Source organism: Idiomarina aquatica, from assembly GCF_003987185.1.
Classification (GTDB): Bacteria; Pseudomonadota; Gammaproteobacteria; order Enterobacterales; family Alteromonadaceae; genus Idiomarina; species Idiomarina aquatica.
In genome coordinates, this window is record NZ_PIPS01000004.1 from 250,906 (window position 1) to 269,069 (window position 18,164).

Annotated in this window: 11 protein-coding genes; 3 read left to right on the forward strand and 8 right to left on the reverse strand. The window is 49.9% G+C overall.

Annotated features, from left to right (window positions below):
- Positions 1-6: 6 nt before the first annotated feature.
- Together CWE23_RS12255 and CWE23_RS12260 are read right to left on the reverse strand one after the other, a co-directional pair.
- On the reverse strand, positions 7-714 hold the full coding sequence (locus CWE23_RS12255) for a ZIP family metal transporter (RefSeq protein ID WP_126820406.1): 708 nt from the start codon (positions 712-714) through the stop codon (positions 7-9).
- Positions 715-719: 5 nt separating this feature from the next.
- Positions 720-1,991 (reverse strand): anti-phage deoxyguanosine triphosphatase, encoded by a 1,272-nt coding sequence (locus CWE23_RS12260; protein WP_241970636.1) that lies wholly within the window; start codon positions 1,989-1,991, stop codon positions 720-722.
- A 175-nt stretch (positions 1,992-2,166) separates the two neighbouring features.
- Here CWE23_RS12260 and CWE23_RS13910 point away from each other — a divergent pair, with 175 nt between their 5' ends.
- Both CWE23_RS13910 and CWE23_RS13915 read left to right on the forward strand, forming a co-directional pair.
- On the forward strand, positions 2,167-2,580 hold the full coding sequence (locus CWE23_RS13910; RefSeq protein ID WP_241970637.1) for a hypothetical protein: 414 nt from the start codon (positions 2,167-2,169) through the stop codon (positions 2,578-2,580).
- A 34-nt stretch (positions 2,581-2,614) separates the two neighbouring features.
- Positions 2,615-2,806, forward strand: coding sequence for a hypothetical protein (locus CWE23_RS13915; protein WP_241970638.1), 192 nt, complete (start codon positions 2,615-2,617; stop codon positions 2,804-2,806).
- A 26-nt stretch (positions 2,807-2,832) separates the two neighbouring features.
- Here CWE23_RS13915 and CWE23_RS12270 read toward each other — a convergent pair whose 3' ends face one another.
- The 6 genes from CWE23_RS12270 to CWE23_RS12295 form a co-directional block, all read right to left on the reverse strand.
- Positions 2,833-3,969 carry an alpha/beta hydrolase gene (locus tag CWE23_RS12270; RefSeq protein WP_126820407.1) on the reverse strand — a complete coding sequence of 379 codons (1,137 nt, stop codon included), beginning with the start codon at positions 3,967-3,969 and terminating at the stop codon, positions 2,833-2,835.
- A gap of 86 nt (positions 3,970-4,055) precedes the next feature.
- Entirely contained in the window at positions 4,056-7,214 is a 3,159-nt protein-coding gene (locus CWE23_RS12275) for a DUF3427 domain-containing protein (protein WP_126820408.1), read from the reverse strand.
- Positions 7,207-9,111, reverse strand: a complete 1,905-nt coding sequence (gene recD, locus CWE23_RS12280; RefSeq protein ID WP_126820409.1) for an exodeoxyribonuclease V subunit alpha — start codon at positions 9,109-9,111, stop codon at positions 7,207-7,209. Before recD ends, CWE23_RS12275 begins: the two co-directional genes overlap by 8 nt.
- On the reverse strand, positions 9,104-12,775 hold the full coding sequence (gene recB / locus CWE23_RS12285) for an exodeoxyribonuclease V subunit beta (protein WP_126820410.1): 3,672 nt from the start codon (positions 12,773-12,775) through the stop codon (positions 9,104-9,106). The genes recD and recB overlap by 8 nt, the downstream gene beginning before the upstream one ends.
- Positions 12,775-16,227, reverse strand: a complete 3,453-nt coding sequence (recC, locus tag CWE23_RS12290) for an exodeoxyribonuclease V subunit gamma (protein WP_126820411.1) — start codon at positions 16,225-16,227, stop codon at positions 12,775-12,777. The genes recB and recC overlap by 1 nt, the downstream gene beginning before the upstream one ends.
- 71 nt (positions 16,228-16,298) lie before the next feature.
- A complete protein-coding gene (locus CWE23_RS12295) occupies positions 16,299-17,150 on the reverse strand; it encodes a glycosyltransferase (RefSeq protein ID WP_241970639.1) in 852 nt (283 codons plus the stop codon).
- Positions 17,151-17,297: 147 nt separating this feature from the next.
- Here CWE23_RS12295 and CWE23_RS12300 point away from each other — a divergent pair, with 147 nt between their 5' ends.
- Complete coding sequence (locus CWE23_RS12300) at positions 17,298-18,164, forward strand: hypothetical protein (protein WP_126820413.1); 867 nt, start codon at positions 17,298-17,300, stop codon at positions 18,162-18,164.

Sequence of the window (18,164 nt, forward strand, 5' to 3'; positions counted from 1 at the left end):
TCCTGCTTATCCCAATAACTGCTTACTCAGCATCCCCACAATAAAGCCTAAAACGGCTCCTAGCGAAGGTGTCCAATGACGCCGCATCCGCGCTTGTGGTGCTATATCCTGAAATACCAAATAGAGAATACCGCCCGCAGCAAAACTCATGATGGTTGCGGTAACCTCCGGCGCGTCGCGTAACCAAATATAGCCAAGCAAAGCAGCCAACGGACCAAATAATGACACACCGAATAAACCAACCAACGCTGTTTTTGCTTTTAACTGAGCAAAGCGTAACTCGCGATAGGCGTTGAAGCCCTCCGGCAAGTTCTGAGCTGCAATAAACACCGCCAGCAAAATGGCAGTATTGGGACTTGCAGCGAATAGTGCTCCCAACGATATCGCCTCGGGTAAAAAGTCCAGCAACATTGCCATAAATTGGGCGACATGCCCTCCATGTTTAGCAAGATACGCATCAACAATCGCAAAACTCACCCCGCCTAATGCGAACATCAATGCGAGCTGCCACTCGTTTAGCTCTTTCATGCCCTCCGGCACCAACGCAAACGCCACAGCGGCCATCAAAATACCGCCACCAAAGGCAGTAATACCATGTACGAGTTCGCGCTTACCGGTAGTATTCGCAGAACCTTCAATATGAGCAATTACACCGCCAAGTAACGCCATCAAACCAGCGCCCCAAGCCAAAAGCAGCATCCAATAAATGGTCATTGCCGTTATGCTCCAGTACCAAATAATTGGTTGAATTGCTTACGAGCGTAGTGGTCTGTCATGCCCGATATGTAGTCACAGATAACGCGTTTTGGATTCGTTGCTTGCTGGTACTTTTGCAATGTTGATGGTTGCAGTAACTGCTCGGGCGCATCACTCAATGCTTCAAACAGCGCCATAATGATGCGTTGGCCTTTAAACTCCATAGCTTTTACATCAGCACTGCGAATCACATGCTTGAAAACAAACCGCTTCAATAACTCGAGCGTATGTTCAACGTCGGCAGGCAACGTTGCCTGTAAATCCAGTTGTGGGTGCTCAAACTGTTGCTGTCGTTCGACAACTATCTGCGGCACTAAATAGCCAATGAGCTTACTAATGGCATGTTTGCGATCGCGGCTGTCCGGCGAGAACAGTTTGTCGTTATAAAACTTCCCATCGGTTATCAGGGGACTGTCTTCATGCGCTTGTTGCAATACATCTTCGCGCCATTGTCGCTCGGTAACTAATCCCAGCGCCAACGCGTCTTCTAAATCATGCACACCGTAAGAAATATCGTCTGCCAGCTCCATGATCGACGTGTCGAAAGCTTTAAACTGTGCGCGCCGCTTGCCGGATTGATCATCAATTGCCCGAAATGTGTCGCGATCCTGAGGCGAAAACTCGGATAAAATCCAGTTTATGACGTCTTCTTCGTCATCATGAATCGACTTAGGCGGTTTAAACGCCGGCAACGGGGCATCATGGCCTAACTCGGTCGACTGCACCTCGCTGTGCATCACCGGATACTTGAGCACACCCAACAGCGTGCGCCGGGTCACATCCAGCCCATGCTTATCCGAGTACTCGCCCAACTTACTTAAAATGCGCAGCGTCTGCCCATTACCCTCAAAACCACCATAACCAAACATGTGATAGTTCAGTGCCACCTCGCCGCCATGCCCAAACGGCGGATGCCCTAAGTCGTGCGCCAAACATGTCGCTTCAATTTGGAAAAATGAGGGTATCTGCTGCGAAACGGTCAAGTTATTTGCGTACTTTTGCTTTAAATGCTCACAAATTCCAGAACCGATTTGCGCCACTTCCATCGAGTGCGTTAACCGCGTGCGATAAAAATCGTTATCGCCGACACCCAGTACCTGAGTTTTCGACTGCAGCCGGCGAAACGCCGATGAATGGATGATCCGGGCACGGTCACGCTGTGCATCACTGTCGGGTGTGGCGGCATTAAACGGTGTGGTCTTTCCTGAACGGCGTTGGTGCATCGTTTTATTCATAGTGGCACTAGATTGAAAATAACTACCCCACAGCAAAACAAATTTTCAGCCGTTTGCCCAGTGAAAGTTCAAATGAACTGGCACATCCCTTGCTGGGTTAACTCATAGTAATCCAATACCCAATAATCTCGGCAAGTCATTGCCGTTTTTGCCGCTAAAACACTAGGAGGAGAATATGAACGTCAGCACATTACTGAACACAGCAACGAACCAAACCAGTTCATCACAACAGACCCGTCAGGCCGAGCAGCCGCCAGCACCGGAGGCGAGAAAAGCGAAACTTGGCAATGATGACACCTTTATCGATAAAGCCTACCGCAGTTTGGTACTTAACCGCATGGGTGTGGACACCGAACAACTTGAAGCAATAGAGCAGAAAATCGAAGAGCTGGAGAGTAAGCCTAACCTGACAAAAGACGAAAAAGACAAGCTTGAAAGCCTGATTAAAGCCCGTGATCAATTGTTTGAGGAAGCCATGCGCCGTCAAACTGAGGAAGGTAATTCAAGTCAGTCCTCCGTTAACAGCAACAGCAGTCCCACGGAAATTGCCAATAAATACAACCCTCGGGCTATCTCCCTGATGATATGAGTTTGTTGGCAAAAGACCTCCACGAAGCAGCCGCATGAGCTTTCAGTTCGTGAAAACGCACCTCTATAAAACTCATGCTCCTGAATCACAACAAGTCGATCCCAGCGAGCCAATGGACTTTGTAAACGTTTGGGAAGAACGGGTAAAAGCTAACGAATACTTTAACGTGCCCGCCGATCAAAAAGCCCGACACCAGGGGATATTGGACGTACTGCGGCGGGTTTAATCAATAGACTTTCGATTGAAGTGTTATCAATTACAACCGTTCAAATCAGCATTTTGTGCTTCGATTTCACTGAGGTATTTTGACTGATGTTGACGAGCCAGCTTTAACGCCTTATTCGATGCCTGAAACGCACTTTCCGTGTCATCATTCATTGAATACACTGTAGCCAGACTGTCCCAAAGGATTTCTGACTGACCGAACACCTCGACGCCTTTCTCAAGGATCTCGGTGCCCCATTCCAACTTACCTTCATAGGCCGCTTTCAAACCATAAACATTGTACTGATGCACCGACATGGGGAATTTGTAACCCATCGTCTTTTGATAATTGCCATAGTAAGCCTGTAACTGTTCCAGCGACTTAATTTCGATATTCGGCACAGCGTTGTAGCCGCGAAAAATTGATTTAAGCCCTTCAACGTTAGCAATCAATGGTGTGCTGTCGTGGGTTTCCTCAGGAAACTGCTGAGACTCCCAGTCAAAAACGCTTTCGGATTTTTCCGCTAGCACATTCATTAAACGCTGATAACCATCAGCCATTTCATTAGGCTCATTCGCCATGCTGACAAACCAGCGCACCGGCGACTTTTCTGCTTGTTGTTCTGCCGTCTTTATATCGTTGATAAGCGCAAAATCATCCCACCATAAACTTGGGCTCACCGATATTGACGCATTGATAAAACCCGCATGATGAGTCGCCAGGTAACTGGTATAAAGTCCCGACAGCGAATGCCCGGTAAGCAGCGTATAAGGCGAAATTCGATACTGCTCTTTTAGCTTAGGCAACAGTTCGTCTTTCAAGAACCGCGTGTAAAGCTCAGCACCACCAGAGCGCCCCTCATAGCCTTCTAGTTCGGTATGAGTAAAGTGTTTTATGCGGCTTTTGGCACTCACCCCAACCACAATCATTTCCGGCACAATCGAAAACGTGCTTAAGAAATTAACGTTACCCGCAATGTGCTCGAATTGCGTCGAGCCGTCCATGACCAGCATTACCGGATACTCAAAGCTGTCGGAGTGGTGATAGCTTTCTGGGAGTACAACACGTGCCGTGACGGTTTCGTTAATGAGTTTGGAGTCAATCCGTAAGGTTTCTGCGGCTTGAGCTGAAGCGCAGAATAAAAAGACACATAAGAAGCTGAAGGCTTTCAGATAAATAGTCATTAGATCAGTGGGTTACGAAGTATTGTGTAAATTTTAGCACCATTTTAAAGACTAAAGCTAACCCTCTGGTCTTCTTTCACTCAACCTTATCGCAAAATATTAAACGATTGATAAAGCCTAGTAGGCAATTTGTTCTCGAGTTTCCAAGTCACATTCATAGGCCTTTCACCATGGCTGCTAATAAAAGTCACTGGCCCGCAGGCTTTATAAGCTGATTGCTTGTTTTCTCTAACAAAAAGCTGGAACTGCCAACCATTGGTGTTGCTCTCGATATAGCGACGCCCGGTAGGCGTATTTGGAGAAGCCGTATTCTGTGACTGCCAATGGAACTTCTCTCGACTGATCGCGTAGTCATTGTAGGCAACACCTTCGTGTACTGCGTCAGCTTTATCCAGCGTCACGAACAACAACTCAAGCTTTTTATCTTGAAAACGGAGTACGCCCTCTCGAAATACTCGACGTTCCTGCTCATTCAAAAAGCCAACTGCAGTCAAAATTTCACGTATTTGATAAGACGCATGAAGTTTCAAAGGTGTATCTTCGAGCCCAGGCAAAGGCTCAAAAACATAGTTTGTTTTAGCATCTAATAAACGCGTAAGTTCATTGAGTTCAGTGAGAGCTTCAGGTTCCTGCTTCAAGGCTTCAATAAACTCAACACCGCTACCCACGCGCTCGTTCTGGTGATCAATTTGATAAGCCAACATTTGCGCGTATTGCTTATCGATACTCGTCCAAGCGTCACTTAAATCGCCACTTGTCGCTTTTTGAATGAGTTGCAGATAATCAGAATCATCAATATGCAGTAGGCTCGTAAAGCGTTTGCTTAGGTAGGTTTCCTGCTCCGTCGCATCGCCAGCAATCAACTGAGCTGCACGCTTTAAATTGGTCCAGCCGGTTTTATTACCATTTCCACGGTAAACATCCGTCAGTTCCAGCTGCTGTTCACTGATAAACTCTGATAACGAGACGTTATTGTTACCTTTTATTCGAGCGAAGTGGTTCAACTCATTGCGCAGTTGATCCCAACGCTGATTGATCGCCTGACGCAGGCTTCCCAATATCGATTCACGCGCTTCCTTTTGAAGCTGCAAGTAGCAACCACTTGGTAACTTGCCAAAACCATTATTCACACCGTCGTAAACTTCTTTACGGGTTAATCCTGTTATTGCACTGTACAGCACATCAAAACGAAAGCCCGCTCGATGTTGGCCGATAAAATCGAGTACTAAACAACTTTCCTTTTCTGGGTGGAGGCGAAGCCCTCGACCAATTTGTTGCTGAAACAGCGTGACGCTTTGCGTTGGTCTTAATAGCAACAGTGTGTCGACAAAAGGCAAATCAACACCTTCGTTGTATAGATCGACCGTAACTAGCACGTTAATTTCTTTATTCGCTAATTTTCTCGGCAGAGACACCCGTTCCTCACGTGAGCTTTCCCCATAAATCAATGCCGCTGGAATATTCGCTTCGTTAAACTTTTTGGCCATAAAACGCGCGTGATCAACGTCGACACAGAAAGCCAGCGCGCGAGATTCTTTTATATTGTTAACGACTTCATCCCAAGCCCTCACCACGTTACGTGCACGAGCATCATTCGCAGAGAGGATGTCGTGAAGGTCGCTACGGCCATCGCCATTTTTCCAGTTAACGTTCCGGTAATCCTGGCCGTCGTCACACGCATAGTATTCAAATGGTGCAAGTAGCTGCTGATCAAGCGCATTCCATAAACGCATTTGTACCGATGGCGAACCATCGGGACGAGCATCAAAATAGGCTAAAATATTTTTATTATCTGCTCGTTCAGGTGTAGCCGTCAGACCCAACAAATATTTAGGCTTTGCGCGTGAAACAACCTCATCAAAACTTTGCGCCGCTATGTGGTGGCATTCATCAACCACTACAACGTGCCAGTGATTTTCAGGGTAACGCTCTAACAGCTTTTGCGAACGAACACTCTGCACCGTCGCAAACACATGATCATATTGCTTAGGTTCGTGACGCCCTGTCAGCAAGTCGCCAAAGTTTGCGTCTTTTAGAATTTGTCGATATGTAGTCAGCGACTGGCTTAAAATTTCCTCGCGGTGGGCGATAAAAAGTAGTCGCGGCTGTCCTTTTTCCCGCTCACAAATACGTCGGTAGTCAAAGGCGGCCATAACGGTTTTCCCAGTGCCCGTTGCCGCTACCAGTAGGTTTTTAAAGCGCCCGTGGGCACGCTCATTATCTAGCTGTTCAAGAATGTCCGCCTGGAACGGTTTGGGTGTGATATCGAAGAAGGTTGTAGTGACATGCTCAGGTAAAGCTCTCCCACCAGACTCCCGGCTTAACGCATCTCTCAATGCCGCGACATGTTGACTGTCGTTCGGATCATACGGTTGGAACTCACCGTCTTCCCACAACGTTTCAAAATGTGCTTTGGCACGTTCATACAAGTTTTGTTGCCCGTGTTCGGTAAACTTAACCGTCCACTCCAAGCCTCCCATTAAAGCTGCACCCGATAAATTCGCACTACCAACATAAGCACTGCCGAACCCGGTTTTTCGCTCAAACATCCAAGCTTTCGCATGCAGTCGCGTTCGGCGCCCATCTAATGATACGCGCACCTCACAATTCGGGAGTCGGGCTAACATATCCAACGCATTTTTCTCTGTTGCGCCAATGTAAGTTGTCGTCAGCACTCGAATGGATGTTTTACTATGGCCATCAGCATCGGCTGCGGTAATTTGCTTTAGTATGTCGTAAATTTTCCGAACACCAGAAACCGTGATAAAACTCACTAAAATATCGACGTGATCACAGCTAGAGAGCTCTGAGATTAATTCGTTGAGTAACGCTGGTGAGTCTTTGCCCGCAGTAAATAGCCACGGCTGCGATAAGCCAATTTGAGGCAAGTCGGGCTGCTCGCCTTGGCGATAAATCGAGCGTAACACCTTTGGTGGTGCAGCGATTTCGTCGATAAGTGCTTCTGCAGTATTCTCTTTTAGCTGCTGCCGCGCGTACTTGAGTAGATTATTCAATAAGTCGACTTGAGCCAAAAGCTTATCGTTATCTGAAAGCCTTTCACCCTCACCGACGGCTGCTAGTAACTGAGATAACTGATCGGTTAAGGCGTCCACTAATCGTTCATGACTACGTTCAACATTTAGGTTTTCTAGATCAGCAACGAGATTTTCATCCTGAGTTGAAAGCTCTTGTTTAACTGCTGAGGTTTGCAGCAAATCATAGAGGCCTCGGTGCAAGTCAGACACGCTTGCCTCCCTGACTGAATAGGTTATTCCCCACCAAACTCAACCGTTCTTTTGCCCGGGTGATACCGGTGTACAGGAGCTCTTTGCTCATCACCGGTGTGTCGTGGTCGGGCAACACCATCACGGTGTGTTTGAACTCGGAGCCCTGCGATTTATGCACGGTCATGGCGTAAACGGTTTCGATATGGGTTAAGCGGCTGGGGAGCACCCAGCGAATGCCGCTTTTACCGGTCTGCGTGTTGTCGCTGTCGTCGGGGAAGGCAACCCGCAAATGTCCGTGTTCCGGGTCGGCAAAAGCGATTCCGATATCGCCGTTGTTTAGTTTTAATCCGTAGTCGTTCTTGGTCACCATTACCGGGCGCCCGTCGTACCAACTGTTGGCGTTCACACCCAGTATTTCACCAACCTTCTGGTTTACTGCTTTCATTCCCCACGGCCCTTCACGCAGCGCTGTGAGTATCTGGAACTGGGTATTGGCGTCCAGCGTGGCTTTTACATAGTCGTCAAAGCTGTCGAAATCGTCACGCCGCAGTCGCGGTATTCCGTCTCGTACTAATTGTTTAAATTCCGGTGCATCAAGGCTGTCTATGTCGAGCACCCGAACCGGGTAATCAGACTCGGCTCGACCCGCCTTCGCCAGCTCTTCAGTAATTTGTTCCTGTTGCTGATAGTTTATGGCGTTTGCCAAATCGGCAATCGGCCCAAAGAAACGCCGGCTTTCACGCAACATCACGACATGCTGTAAACGTTGCGGACCGTCCGCATCGATAAACTCCCGAGGCAATGACGGACTCTGCGCCACCCGCTCCAGCCAACTGACAGTAGAGGGATGGTAATGACCCTGATCCGCTCCGGCACACAGATTACCCAGCACCGCACCGGCTTCTACCGACGCAAGCTGATCTTTATCTCCGATTAACACTAATCGTGCGTGCTTTGGCGTAGCCTTAAGCAGCGCCACCATCATTTCGATGTCCATCATCGAGGCTTCATCAACAATGACCACGTCGGTGCGCAGTGGATTGCGCTCGTTATGCTTAAACTGGCGCGAGTTGGGCATTACTCCGAGGAGTCGGTGCAGTGTCTTGCCGTTTGGCGTAATCGCGTCAAACGCTGCCGTTAAACTGGCCAGCGCGGAGGTGTCTTTGAGGCTTTTCAGTTCGGCTTCGATCGACTCTCGCAAACGAGCGGCCGCTTTACCGGTCGGCGCGGCCAGTGAAATCCGCAGTGGTGGCAGCCCCAGTTTTAAGGTTTGATGTTGCAGAGCGGTCAGCAAACGCACAACAGTATAGGTTTTACCAGTACCTGGCCCGCCGGTCAGAACGCTAAACCGGTGTTTAACGGTATTAGCACAGGCCAGCCGTTGCCAATTAATTTTATCGTCGGCGGAGGACGCAAACAGCAGCGCCAGTGTCTGTTGCAACAATTCTTCGTTGACCACCGGCTCATCGTCCATGCGCTGCTTCAAATCTGCCTCGATAAAGCGCTCATAAAGATAGTAACGGCGCAGATAAAGCTGATCATTTATCAGCACCAAAGGCTGCTGACCTTCTCCTGTCGTATCGACGCAGAGTGTCGACTCAAGCACACTGGGTTCGGCCTTTGGCCAGCACTGCTCTAACAGCTCTGCGGGTGTGACGCAGTCGCCGGCGGTGTTGTTAACCGGCGGCAAGGCGAGCGTATGATTGGGGTTTTCAGCCAGGGCGTTCAAGTGCAACACGGTATGGCCGCGCCCGACCTGATGGGATGCAAATAAGGAGGCTAAGAGCACTGCCGGATTTTGCTCTCCGGCTTGCTGCAACAGCTCGACCAAAGCGACATCAATCGACCGGATCCAGTTGGCATCGCGCCATTGCTGTAGCGCATCTTCCAGCGTCGGTACCAATGTATCAGTCATGACTCACCTCCTGGCCGGCAAACAACTCATCTAAGGCTTCAATTAATGCCCGCGCGGGGCGGTCAAAGAAGGCACCGGCAGTGGCTGCGCGATGCCCCCGCAAAAACAGATATACGGCACCGCCGACATGGGTGTCGTAATCGTATTCCTCACCGATACGGGCTTTTAGTAGCCGGTGCAACGCCAGTGTGTAAATGACGTACTGAAGATCGTAACGGCTGCTGAGTATTTTCTCGCGCATCGCTTCCAGGCTATAGGCATTATCGTCTTCACCCAGCCAGTTCGATTTGTAGTCGGCAACGTAATAGCGTCCGTTATGCTCAAATACCAGATCAATAAAGCCTTTTAGCATGCCGTTGATGCGGTTGTTATCCAGCGCCGGTCGGTTAAAGCCGGGCTGAATAAACTGGCTAACCAACTTGTCCAGTTGCAACGTGCTCACACTGTCGGCGCCGAACCAGAATTCCGGTTCCGCTTTATAAGTACGCAATTGTTGCAGACTCACTGTATGAGCGTCACCATCAATGGCAAAGGGCTGCTGTAAATAGGCGGCAAGCCACGCGTCAAGGCTGTCGGTATGCGCCCGCCAATATTCAGTAACACAAAAACGATCGATCAGGGCACGACGCGCCGTTGCATCGGTCGCAACGTGATCAAAGCCGAGCTTGGCAGACTCCTCCAACAGGTTGTGCAAGAAGGTTCCCGGCCCCGCACCTTTCGGCAGATGATGAATACTGTCGGCGCTCGGCTGACTGACGCTGGCTGGCGTCTCGCGTTCTTCCTCTTCACGCTCATCACGTTGGTTCATTTCGTCCGGAGTTTGCGGCGCCGGTATAGGGCCTGCTGCTGAACTACTGTGAGACAGGGCGCTATAACTCGCCACCCACCAATGCTCCATTCGGCGCCCCGGCGGCATCTGCCGCGCACTCAATTCCGCCATGCCCTCCTGGCTGACCATTACCTGTACTTTGGGTTCATCTTCAGTCAGGTGCGTTACCGCCGTGTGTGGGCTTTGCTGCCAGTGCTGGTTAACGACCTGATACAATGGCTCGCTGATCGGGGCGCCGCCATTGAGCAAGTAGAACAACGGATTAACGTTGTGGTCTTTGGTTTTCTCCAGCGCAATAAACGTGGCGTACTGCGCGCGGGTAACGGCAACATAGATTTTGCGAATGTCCTCCGCCAGAATTTCATCACTCAACCGCTGTTTACCGTCGCCTTCAGCAGTCCACAGCGTCTGCAGTTCACCGTTTTCATCGTGATAACTGGCCGGCGTTTTTATCCGGTGACTGTCCGGCTTGGTGTAGGCAACAAATGGCATAAACACCAACGGATATTGAAGACCTTTCGACTTATGGATGGTGACAATTTTTATTAACGCATCGTCACTTTCCAGCCGGAGTTGCTGCTCATCGGCCTGCGTGCGGCTGTTGGCTTGGTAGCCATGACGTTCATTGATCTGCTCGGCAAAATAATTGACGAGCGCCGGCATACCATCCAGCAGCAGGCTTTGCTGTTGCAACAATTCCGCAATATGAAGAACATCCGCCAACTGCCTTTCACCATTAATGCGGTCGGCCAGCAACCGTGCAGGAATGTGAAAATCGTGCAACAAGCGGTGCAACATGGCCAACAGCCCCTGACGCTGCCACTGCTCATGGTAACTCAGAAATTGTTCAACACGTTGCTCCCATTCCTGCTCATCACTGTGGATAAAGTTCAACTCACTAAAGGATAAATCCACAAGCTGCGAAGCTAATGCGCTACGAATACGGTCTGGATTACGCGGTTCGGCACAGGCGCTGACCAGATAAAACAAGTCTTTAGCCACTCGCTGAGCAAACACGGATTCCCGATCTGACAAATATACACTTTTCAGGCCGCGCTCATGCAGCGCTCTTTTTATCGTATTGGCTTCATTAAAATTATTCACCAATACCGCGATATCGCCGGCCTTAACGCGTTCAACCAAGGCATCATCGGCGTCGTAATAGCCGGCCTGCGGATCATTAAGCAATTGCGCTATCATGTTGGCATGATGATTTGCCGCGGCATTAAAGAGCGTGTCTTTGTTACGCTTTTCCTCATTCGACACCGACCAGAGTAATGCCGGCGCGGTTTTTAACTGCGACGACAGCAAACAGTGTTTAAAGGTTCTTTTCAGACCATTAGCGGCCACGGAGTAAAACGGTAACTCGTTGTCTTGCTCGGTTTTGAATAAAAACGCGCCGCGGGGTTGCTGCTCAGCTTTTTCAAACAACGCATTAACACTGTCCACCATGGCCTGTGATGACCGAAAGTTTTTCGCCAGATTATAATGGCGGCCGGCTGTATCACGACGTGCTTTAAGGTAAGTAAAAATATCCGCGTTACGAAAACTGTAAATGGCCTGTTTCGGGTCTCCGATGAGGAAAATACCCGTTTCAGGATAGGGCTCCGCCAACCGATAGATGCGGTTAAATATCTCATACTGGACCGGGTCGGTGTCCTGGAACTCATCCACCATGGCCACGGGGTACTGCGCCCGAATGGCACTGGCAAGCGCCTCACCGCTTGGCCCTTTCAGAGCATCCCGCAAGCGCGTCAGCATGTCATCATGGCCCATTTCAGCCCGTTGTCGTTGCAACTCTGCAAAGCGTTCGTTAACCCAGTTAGCCGCGTGTTGTTTAACGGCAGCCAACTCCTGTTGTTGCTGTGCTTTACTTGCGTTAATTTGCTCAATAAATTGCGACAACCGTTGCCACTGCGGCTGCATACCGCCGAGTTTCTTCTCGGCAAAACTTGTCAGCTCCGCCGTCGAGATGTTTTTGCGGTTGGCGTCGGTAAACAGCTTGTCGTCGATATCATCGCCTCGACACCAGTCGAGAAACTTCTGAAATTGTCCAAGTTTGGTTTTTGTACCACTCACCTGAGCCGTTTTATCAACCAATTCAGCGAAGATCGGCTCAAACTCCTGTTTAATCGCAGCAATCCGTTGTCTATGCCCTTGTTCCGATTGATTCAATAACGACACCACATCGGCACTCGCCTGAACTGACCCCCCTTTGCCAGCACTCCGACTAAGCGCCAGCAACGCTTCCGGTGTATTGAAGGTCGCCAACAAGCGTTGCCCGCTGTCGGCATCGGCCGGGTAAATAAAACGCCGGAAGTAATCTTCCGCCGCCTGCAGTCGCAATGCCTCATCATCGGTTTCAACGCTCTGGCTGAACAAACTACCGCTGGCGAACGCATGCTCTTTTAGCATCGACTGACACCAGCCGTGAATGGTTTTGACCGCGGCTTCATCCATCGATTGACTGGCTAAATCCAGCAACCGAGCCAGATGCTTAAGATTATGACCCTGAGCAACACAGTCGTCGCGCAAACTGATGAGAAAGGGATCGTCTTTTATACTGTCCGGGTCGCGGAAATAGCTTGCAGCCTCAGCCAGACGTTCACGTATGCGATCACTCAGTTCTTCTGTTGCCGCTTTGGTGAATGTCATCACTAAGATGTTTTTCGGCATCAGTTCCCGCGCAAAGGCGGTTTCTTCGCTACCATGGCCAATCACCAGCCGCACAAACAGCGCAGCGATCGTGTAGGTTTTTCCGGTTCCGGCACTGGCTTCAATCAGACGACTGCTGTACAACGGAAAATCCATCGGATTCGACAGTAAATGGCTCATCAGCTGCCCTCCTTGACCAACGTAAGCCGAATGGGCTCATAAAGTTCATCCATAAAACGACGAAACATCGGTGAGTCTTTTAGTTGTTGGTAACTTTTCGCTACTCGAGAACAGTAATCGCTAGCGGTGATCAGCGCAGCGTCGTTATAGTTGCCTTCTTCGTAGAGTTTGCCTGCGGCCTGGTGAGCTTTATCTTCGTTATTATCGAAGCTTTCACGAGCATTCAGCCAGCAAAATGCCAACTGCCAATGCATGGGATGTGGCTCGCTGATGGCATCACTCATCAACGTGAGTAACTGTTGTAACTGCTGCTCGGCCTGAGCCCTGTCCAGCGCCCCGACGGTCATCTGGCAGCCTCCTTTAGAGATCAACAATAAACGGGTAGGTTGCTGCATGTTTAGTAATAGGTAGCCGGGGTAATAAGTAACCGCATGCTTCCAACCATTCGGGGTTACTCCTTTACCATTATTCGAAACAATACTGCTGCTCGACGTTGCCACCCAAACACGATCGCCCTGGCCATTATGATGTACACCATTCACGGTATCATCGATGGTCAGGCCTGCCGCCTGGTACCGAACTTCAATCGGTTGCTCATTAACGTGCGGGTAGTCGGCGACCACCTGTTGATAAACGGTCAGGATATCCGTCGCCTGCGTCAACAAATCAGCGGCATTAAGATGGGCAACAGCAGCGACACCCAGTTGTCCTTCGCGTTGCATTTTGTGTATTTCATTATTCAGTGCCGCCTCGACACCCGCTTCATCAACGATCAATGCCGATTTACCGGCCTCCAACAACCGTGACGTTAACGCCCAGTTGGCCAAACCGTCGAGATTAAAGGCTTCGCTGTCCAGCAGGCTTTCTTGCTGGATATGAAAATACGTATCAAGCATCCAGTTAAAGTAGAGCTGCGGCGGCTCTTTGATAAAACGCCCGATATCCGTCAGTGATAACTCTCGTTCGGTGCGCTCACGCAGCCTTAGTTGCCCGGTTGTGGCGACTTGGCCCCGGTGTGCACTCACCCACTCGGAGGCATAGCTGAACAGCGACGCTTCTGAATCCGCATCCACTGCCGAGAAATAGGCGGGGTTAAACGCTTGTAGTTTGTGCACGGTCGTTAGCTGTTCGATAGGGATGCGCCAGCCCTGCGCCAAATGATCGCGTAACTGCGCTACCAGCACCGAAGGCGTGCGTTCGCTGTTATCTTTTACGCTGAACCCCACCCAACTGACATAAAAACTTTGCCGAGCGGATAACAAAGCTTCCAAAAACAGATAACGGTCGTCGTCTCTGCGGGAACGGTCTCCCGGACGATAGCGATCAGTCATCAAGTCAAAGTCGACACGTGACGTCGAACGTGGGTATTCACTTTCGTTCATGCCCAGTACACAGACGTACTTAAAAGGAATCGCCCGCATCGGCATGAGGGTAGCGAAATTAACCGCACCGGCTAAAAACCGCTGATTTAGGTTTTGCTGATCGACCCGAGCCAACCACGCATCTTTAAAAATCGTCAGCTCAATTTCGGTCGTATTTTCAGCTTCTGTGATGATGTCATTTAATTCGAACAGCTCCCGTTGTAGGCGGGCAAGCAACAATCGGTCAGCGTCTTCGTCAGCGGCAAAAAAGTGCTGAAGCAACCATTCGCTCTGTTCAACCCACTGCTGCACCGTTTGTTTCTGGGTGGCTCGCCGCCACCAGTCTTCCAGTGTGCGAATAACATCAGCCAAACGTCCTGCTAACTCAGCGGACAAACCCGCTACTTCGCTGTAGGGTTCGATCTGCATCCATGGATCAGCGCTAGCGGAATCACCAAGGACATAACCACTGATCATGCGTTTCAATGCAAACCACCAGCTGTTGGTGTGCGCATCCGTTGGCATAAAGAATGGTGCCCGCTGCTCCGCACTCAAGCCCCAGCGAGCGCCGGCATCCTGCACCCACCGTTTTAGCAACGGCAGGTCACTGTCATCGATACCGAAGCGCTGTTGCACCGCAGGTACCGCCAAAAGATCAAACAAGTCTGTTTGCGAAAACCGCAGTTGATCGGCTTGCAGCAGCAACTCGAGCGCAATCATCAGTGGCCGTTGATGACGCTCTCCCTGATCAGCAATGGTGTACGGAATTGCGCGCGGGTCACGCTCGCCCTGTTGACGGTGATAACGGCCAAACACCGCGTCAATATAGGGTGCGTAGGTATTGACGTCGGGCAACATTACCATGATATCGCGCGGTTTTAGGTCGGGGTCGCGGGCAAATGCGTCCAGTAACTGATCGTGCAGCACTTCCAGTTCACGCTGCGGACTATGACAGACATGAAACTGTATTGACCGATCCGAACGGGCCGGTCGTGGCCACTGTTGCTGAGTTTCATGCAACGGCCGCAAATTAAGAATATCGTCCTGTAACTGGCCCAATAGATGATGGCTATCATGAGCCTCAAACAGCTCCAGCTTGACGTTATTAAATTGTTCCTGTTTTTCCAGAGTTTCGTCATATAAATCCAGCAACCGGATATAATCGCGACCCTGTTTACCCCAGGATGCCAGTAGCGGTTGGGCCAACTGATGTAACTCATCATCGTTAATATCATCTGCTAACGCATCTTTCTGCTTCAGTCGGCTGGCAGCCTTAACTGCCTCCCGCAGCGCCTCTTTGCCATCAACAATGTCTGCCCAGTGGAATTGAGAGGGGTTGTGTACACATAATAAAATCTGTGTGTAGCCTTTCAGCGCGTCCAGCACTTCTAACACTTGCTGCGGCAACGATGAGATACCAAAAACAATGATACGCGGTGGTAACGCGGGCGGGCGGGTTGGCAACGATTTTGCGGTCTCGACAAAACGCCGATGCAGTTCGGCTCGGTTATTCCAGTAATCTTCAATACCGATGTCGTTGCTCAGCGCTCGCCACAACTCAGGTTGCCACTGTTGCTCCGTCGGTACCTGTTGTTCATGATCTAAATAATCTTTACCAGAAACCCATTGATCCAGCCAGTCGGCTCGATACACCGCATATTGGTCAAATAAATCAGCCAGTCGCTCACTTAACTGATACAGCTTTCGCCCGTCCTCATCGTTCTCTAGATAATGGGCTAACGGCGCAAAGCTGGCATGTTGCTCGACCAGCGACGGTAACAGACGCAGAATGCGCCAGGTCAGCCGGTCTTTATCAAACGGCGAGGTTTTGGGAATGTCATCACCCAGTACTGCGCGATACGCTTGCCATTGAAACCGCGCGGGCAGGGTAACGTCGACCATTGCGGCGATGCCACTGGCATTGGCCAAATTAATTTTCAGCCACTGGGCAATACCGTTGCTTTGCACCAACACCGTTTCTTGTTCGAGTGGCGCCAACGGGTAGTTCTGAGTGAACTTCACGGCAACTTCGGTCAGATCCTCCAACCGGTGACCATGTGCCACGATAAAACCAGGGGTCAAATTATTCACGCCGTCCACTCCTTGTTACCTCAACCTAACATCCATGTTACCTGAGTTTGCGACATTTTATGCCGCATTGGCTAGCGCGCCAACAATTTATCTTTTACTTTTCGGTTCGCCTCCCGCAATTTTGAGAACGGCGAGCGTTTATGGTAGCGACCTTTTTCAACATGACGGATGATGCCAACACCTTCAACCTCGATAGGCTGGCCGTGAGTCCCCAACAACCAACGAAAGGTTCGATCTTCATACGTTTTTACCCAGCGTTCTTTAGGTTGTTGGTAACACCGTATTTGATCGCAATAGCCATATTTTCGAGCTACGTCACCACGAACAATCTGCACAGGGCCTGTCGCTTTTTCAAACTGGTGGGATTTTACACAATCGCGCTCCATACAGTCGGAGGCGCTAAAACGTTCGGCACACAAGAGTTCATCGTTTTTATCCAATAGCGACGTTCGTAGCACGGTTTCCGGAAAGACCAGGATATTGTCCTGGCCAGTTAGCTCCTCAACCAGGGACGGAAACGTATCTTTGCCAAACAACAAGTCACAATCAGTAAACCAAATCCAGTCTGCAACTGTTGATTTAGCCGCCTTATTGCGACCAATCGCGCGACGCATTAGGTCCGGAGCATCTAAAGGGATAAAGTTCCAATCAATGTTTTTTAGTCGGTTTTTTTCCGTACTTCTGAGTAACTTCGTCGTTTTTGCATCTTCGGGAGCATAGAACACCGTATAAATGACCCGTACATCCGCAGGTTCATTTTCAATCAACGACTGTATTTGGTACTGCAGGAGATGAGCGTAGTTCCAGCAGTGGCTTACGATTTCGATGGTCTCTGGCGTTCCTGCTGGTTGCTCCAGATTTACCTCACGGGGAGCGTCAAACAGCCAGTTGGCGGGCATTAAGCCTGAGGCAGCGAAACGCATTAAGAACTCTTGAACCGCAAGTGTTTTTCGTTGAAGTACCATCGACCAACCTCTAATTCTGAAACTTCAGTCTGTGTTAGGCTACGAGCATAACGTATTCAACCCATCAAATGAACGCTTGTAAATTAACCAACGGGAACAACGAACGTGTCATTACTGCAATATTTACGCTACCGCGGGCTGAGAAAACTGAAGTCTTTAGAGGCGAAACCGTTGAAAAAACGTGCCCAGGAGGTTGTTGCCCGACAATGGCTACAAGGTCAGAACCCTTTGCACGAGAATCCGTTAACTACCCCGGTGATGGTTAACCTGACCTCATTCCCAAAACGCTACAAACATCTGCACCTTACATTGAAGTCACTGCTGTTGCAGGATATCGCCCCGTTTCAGCTTAATTTGTGGTTGTTCCGGGACGACATTGATGCACTACCAGATAATGTCAAAGCGTTAACACCGTACGGACTCTCTATTTATCCGGTCGATGAGGATATTCGTTCGTACAAGAAGCTCATACCGGCACTGCAACAATTCCCCGACGCTTACCATGTTACCGCCGATGATGATATTTACTATCGACCTGACTGGCTGTGCCAACTCTTATTGTCGGCTACCACAGACCGTATTCTTTGTTGGCGCGCGCACCGCATCACGCGCTACAAAGATGGTCAGCCGAAAGCATACCGGCGTTGGGAGCCAAAGACCGAGCACCGTGGCCCGTCCAATGATTTATTCTTTACCAGTGGCGGCGGTGTTTTATTTCCACCGGGAGCTCTTGATGAGCGCGTTACCGACATTCAACTGGCTCAGCAGCTGGCTCCTTACGCCGATGATCTTTGGTGGTATATGATGGCGCGACTCAAAGCCACGCCGATTGAACGGGTGGGCAACAATCCTGCACTCGTCAACTGGCCGGACAGTCGCGAAGGTTCACTCTGGCAATTTAATAAAAGTGAAACAGCCGGCAATGACGTTCAACTGCACAATCTTATCGATTATTTTTCATTTAAGGTGTAA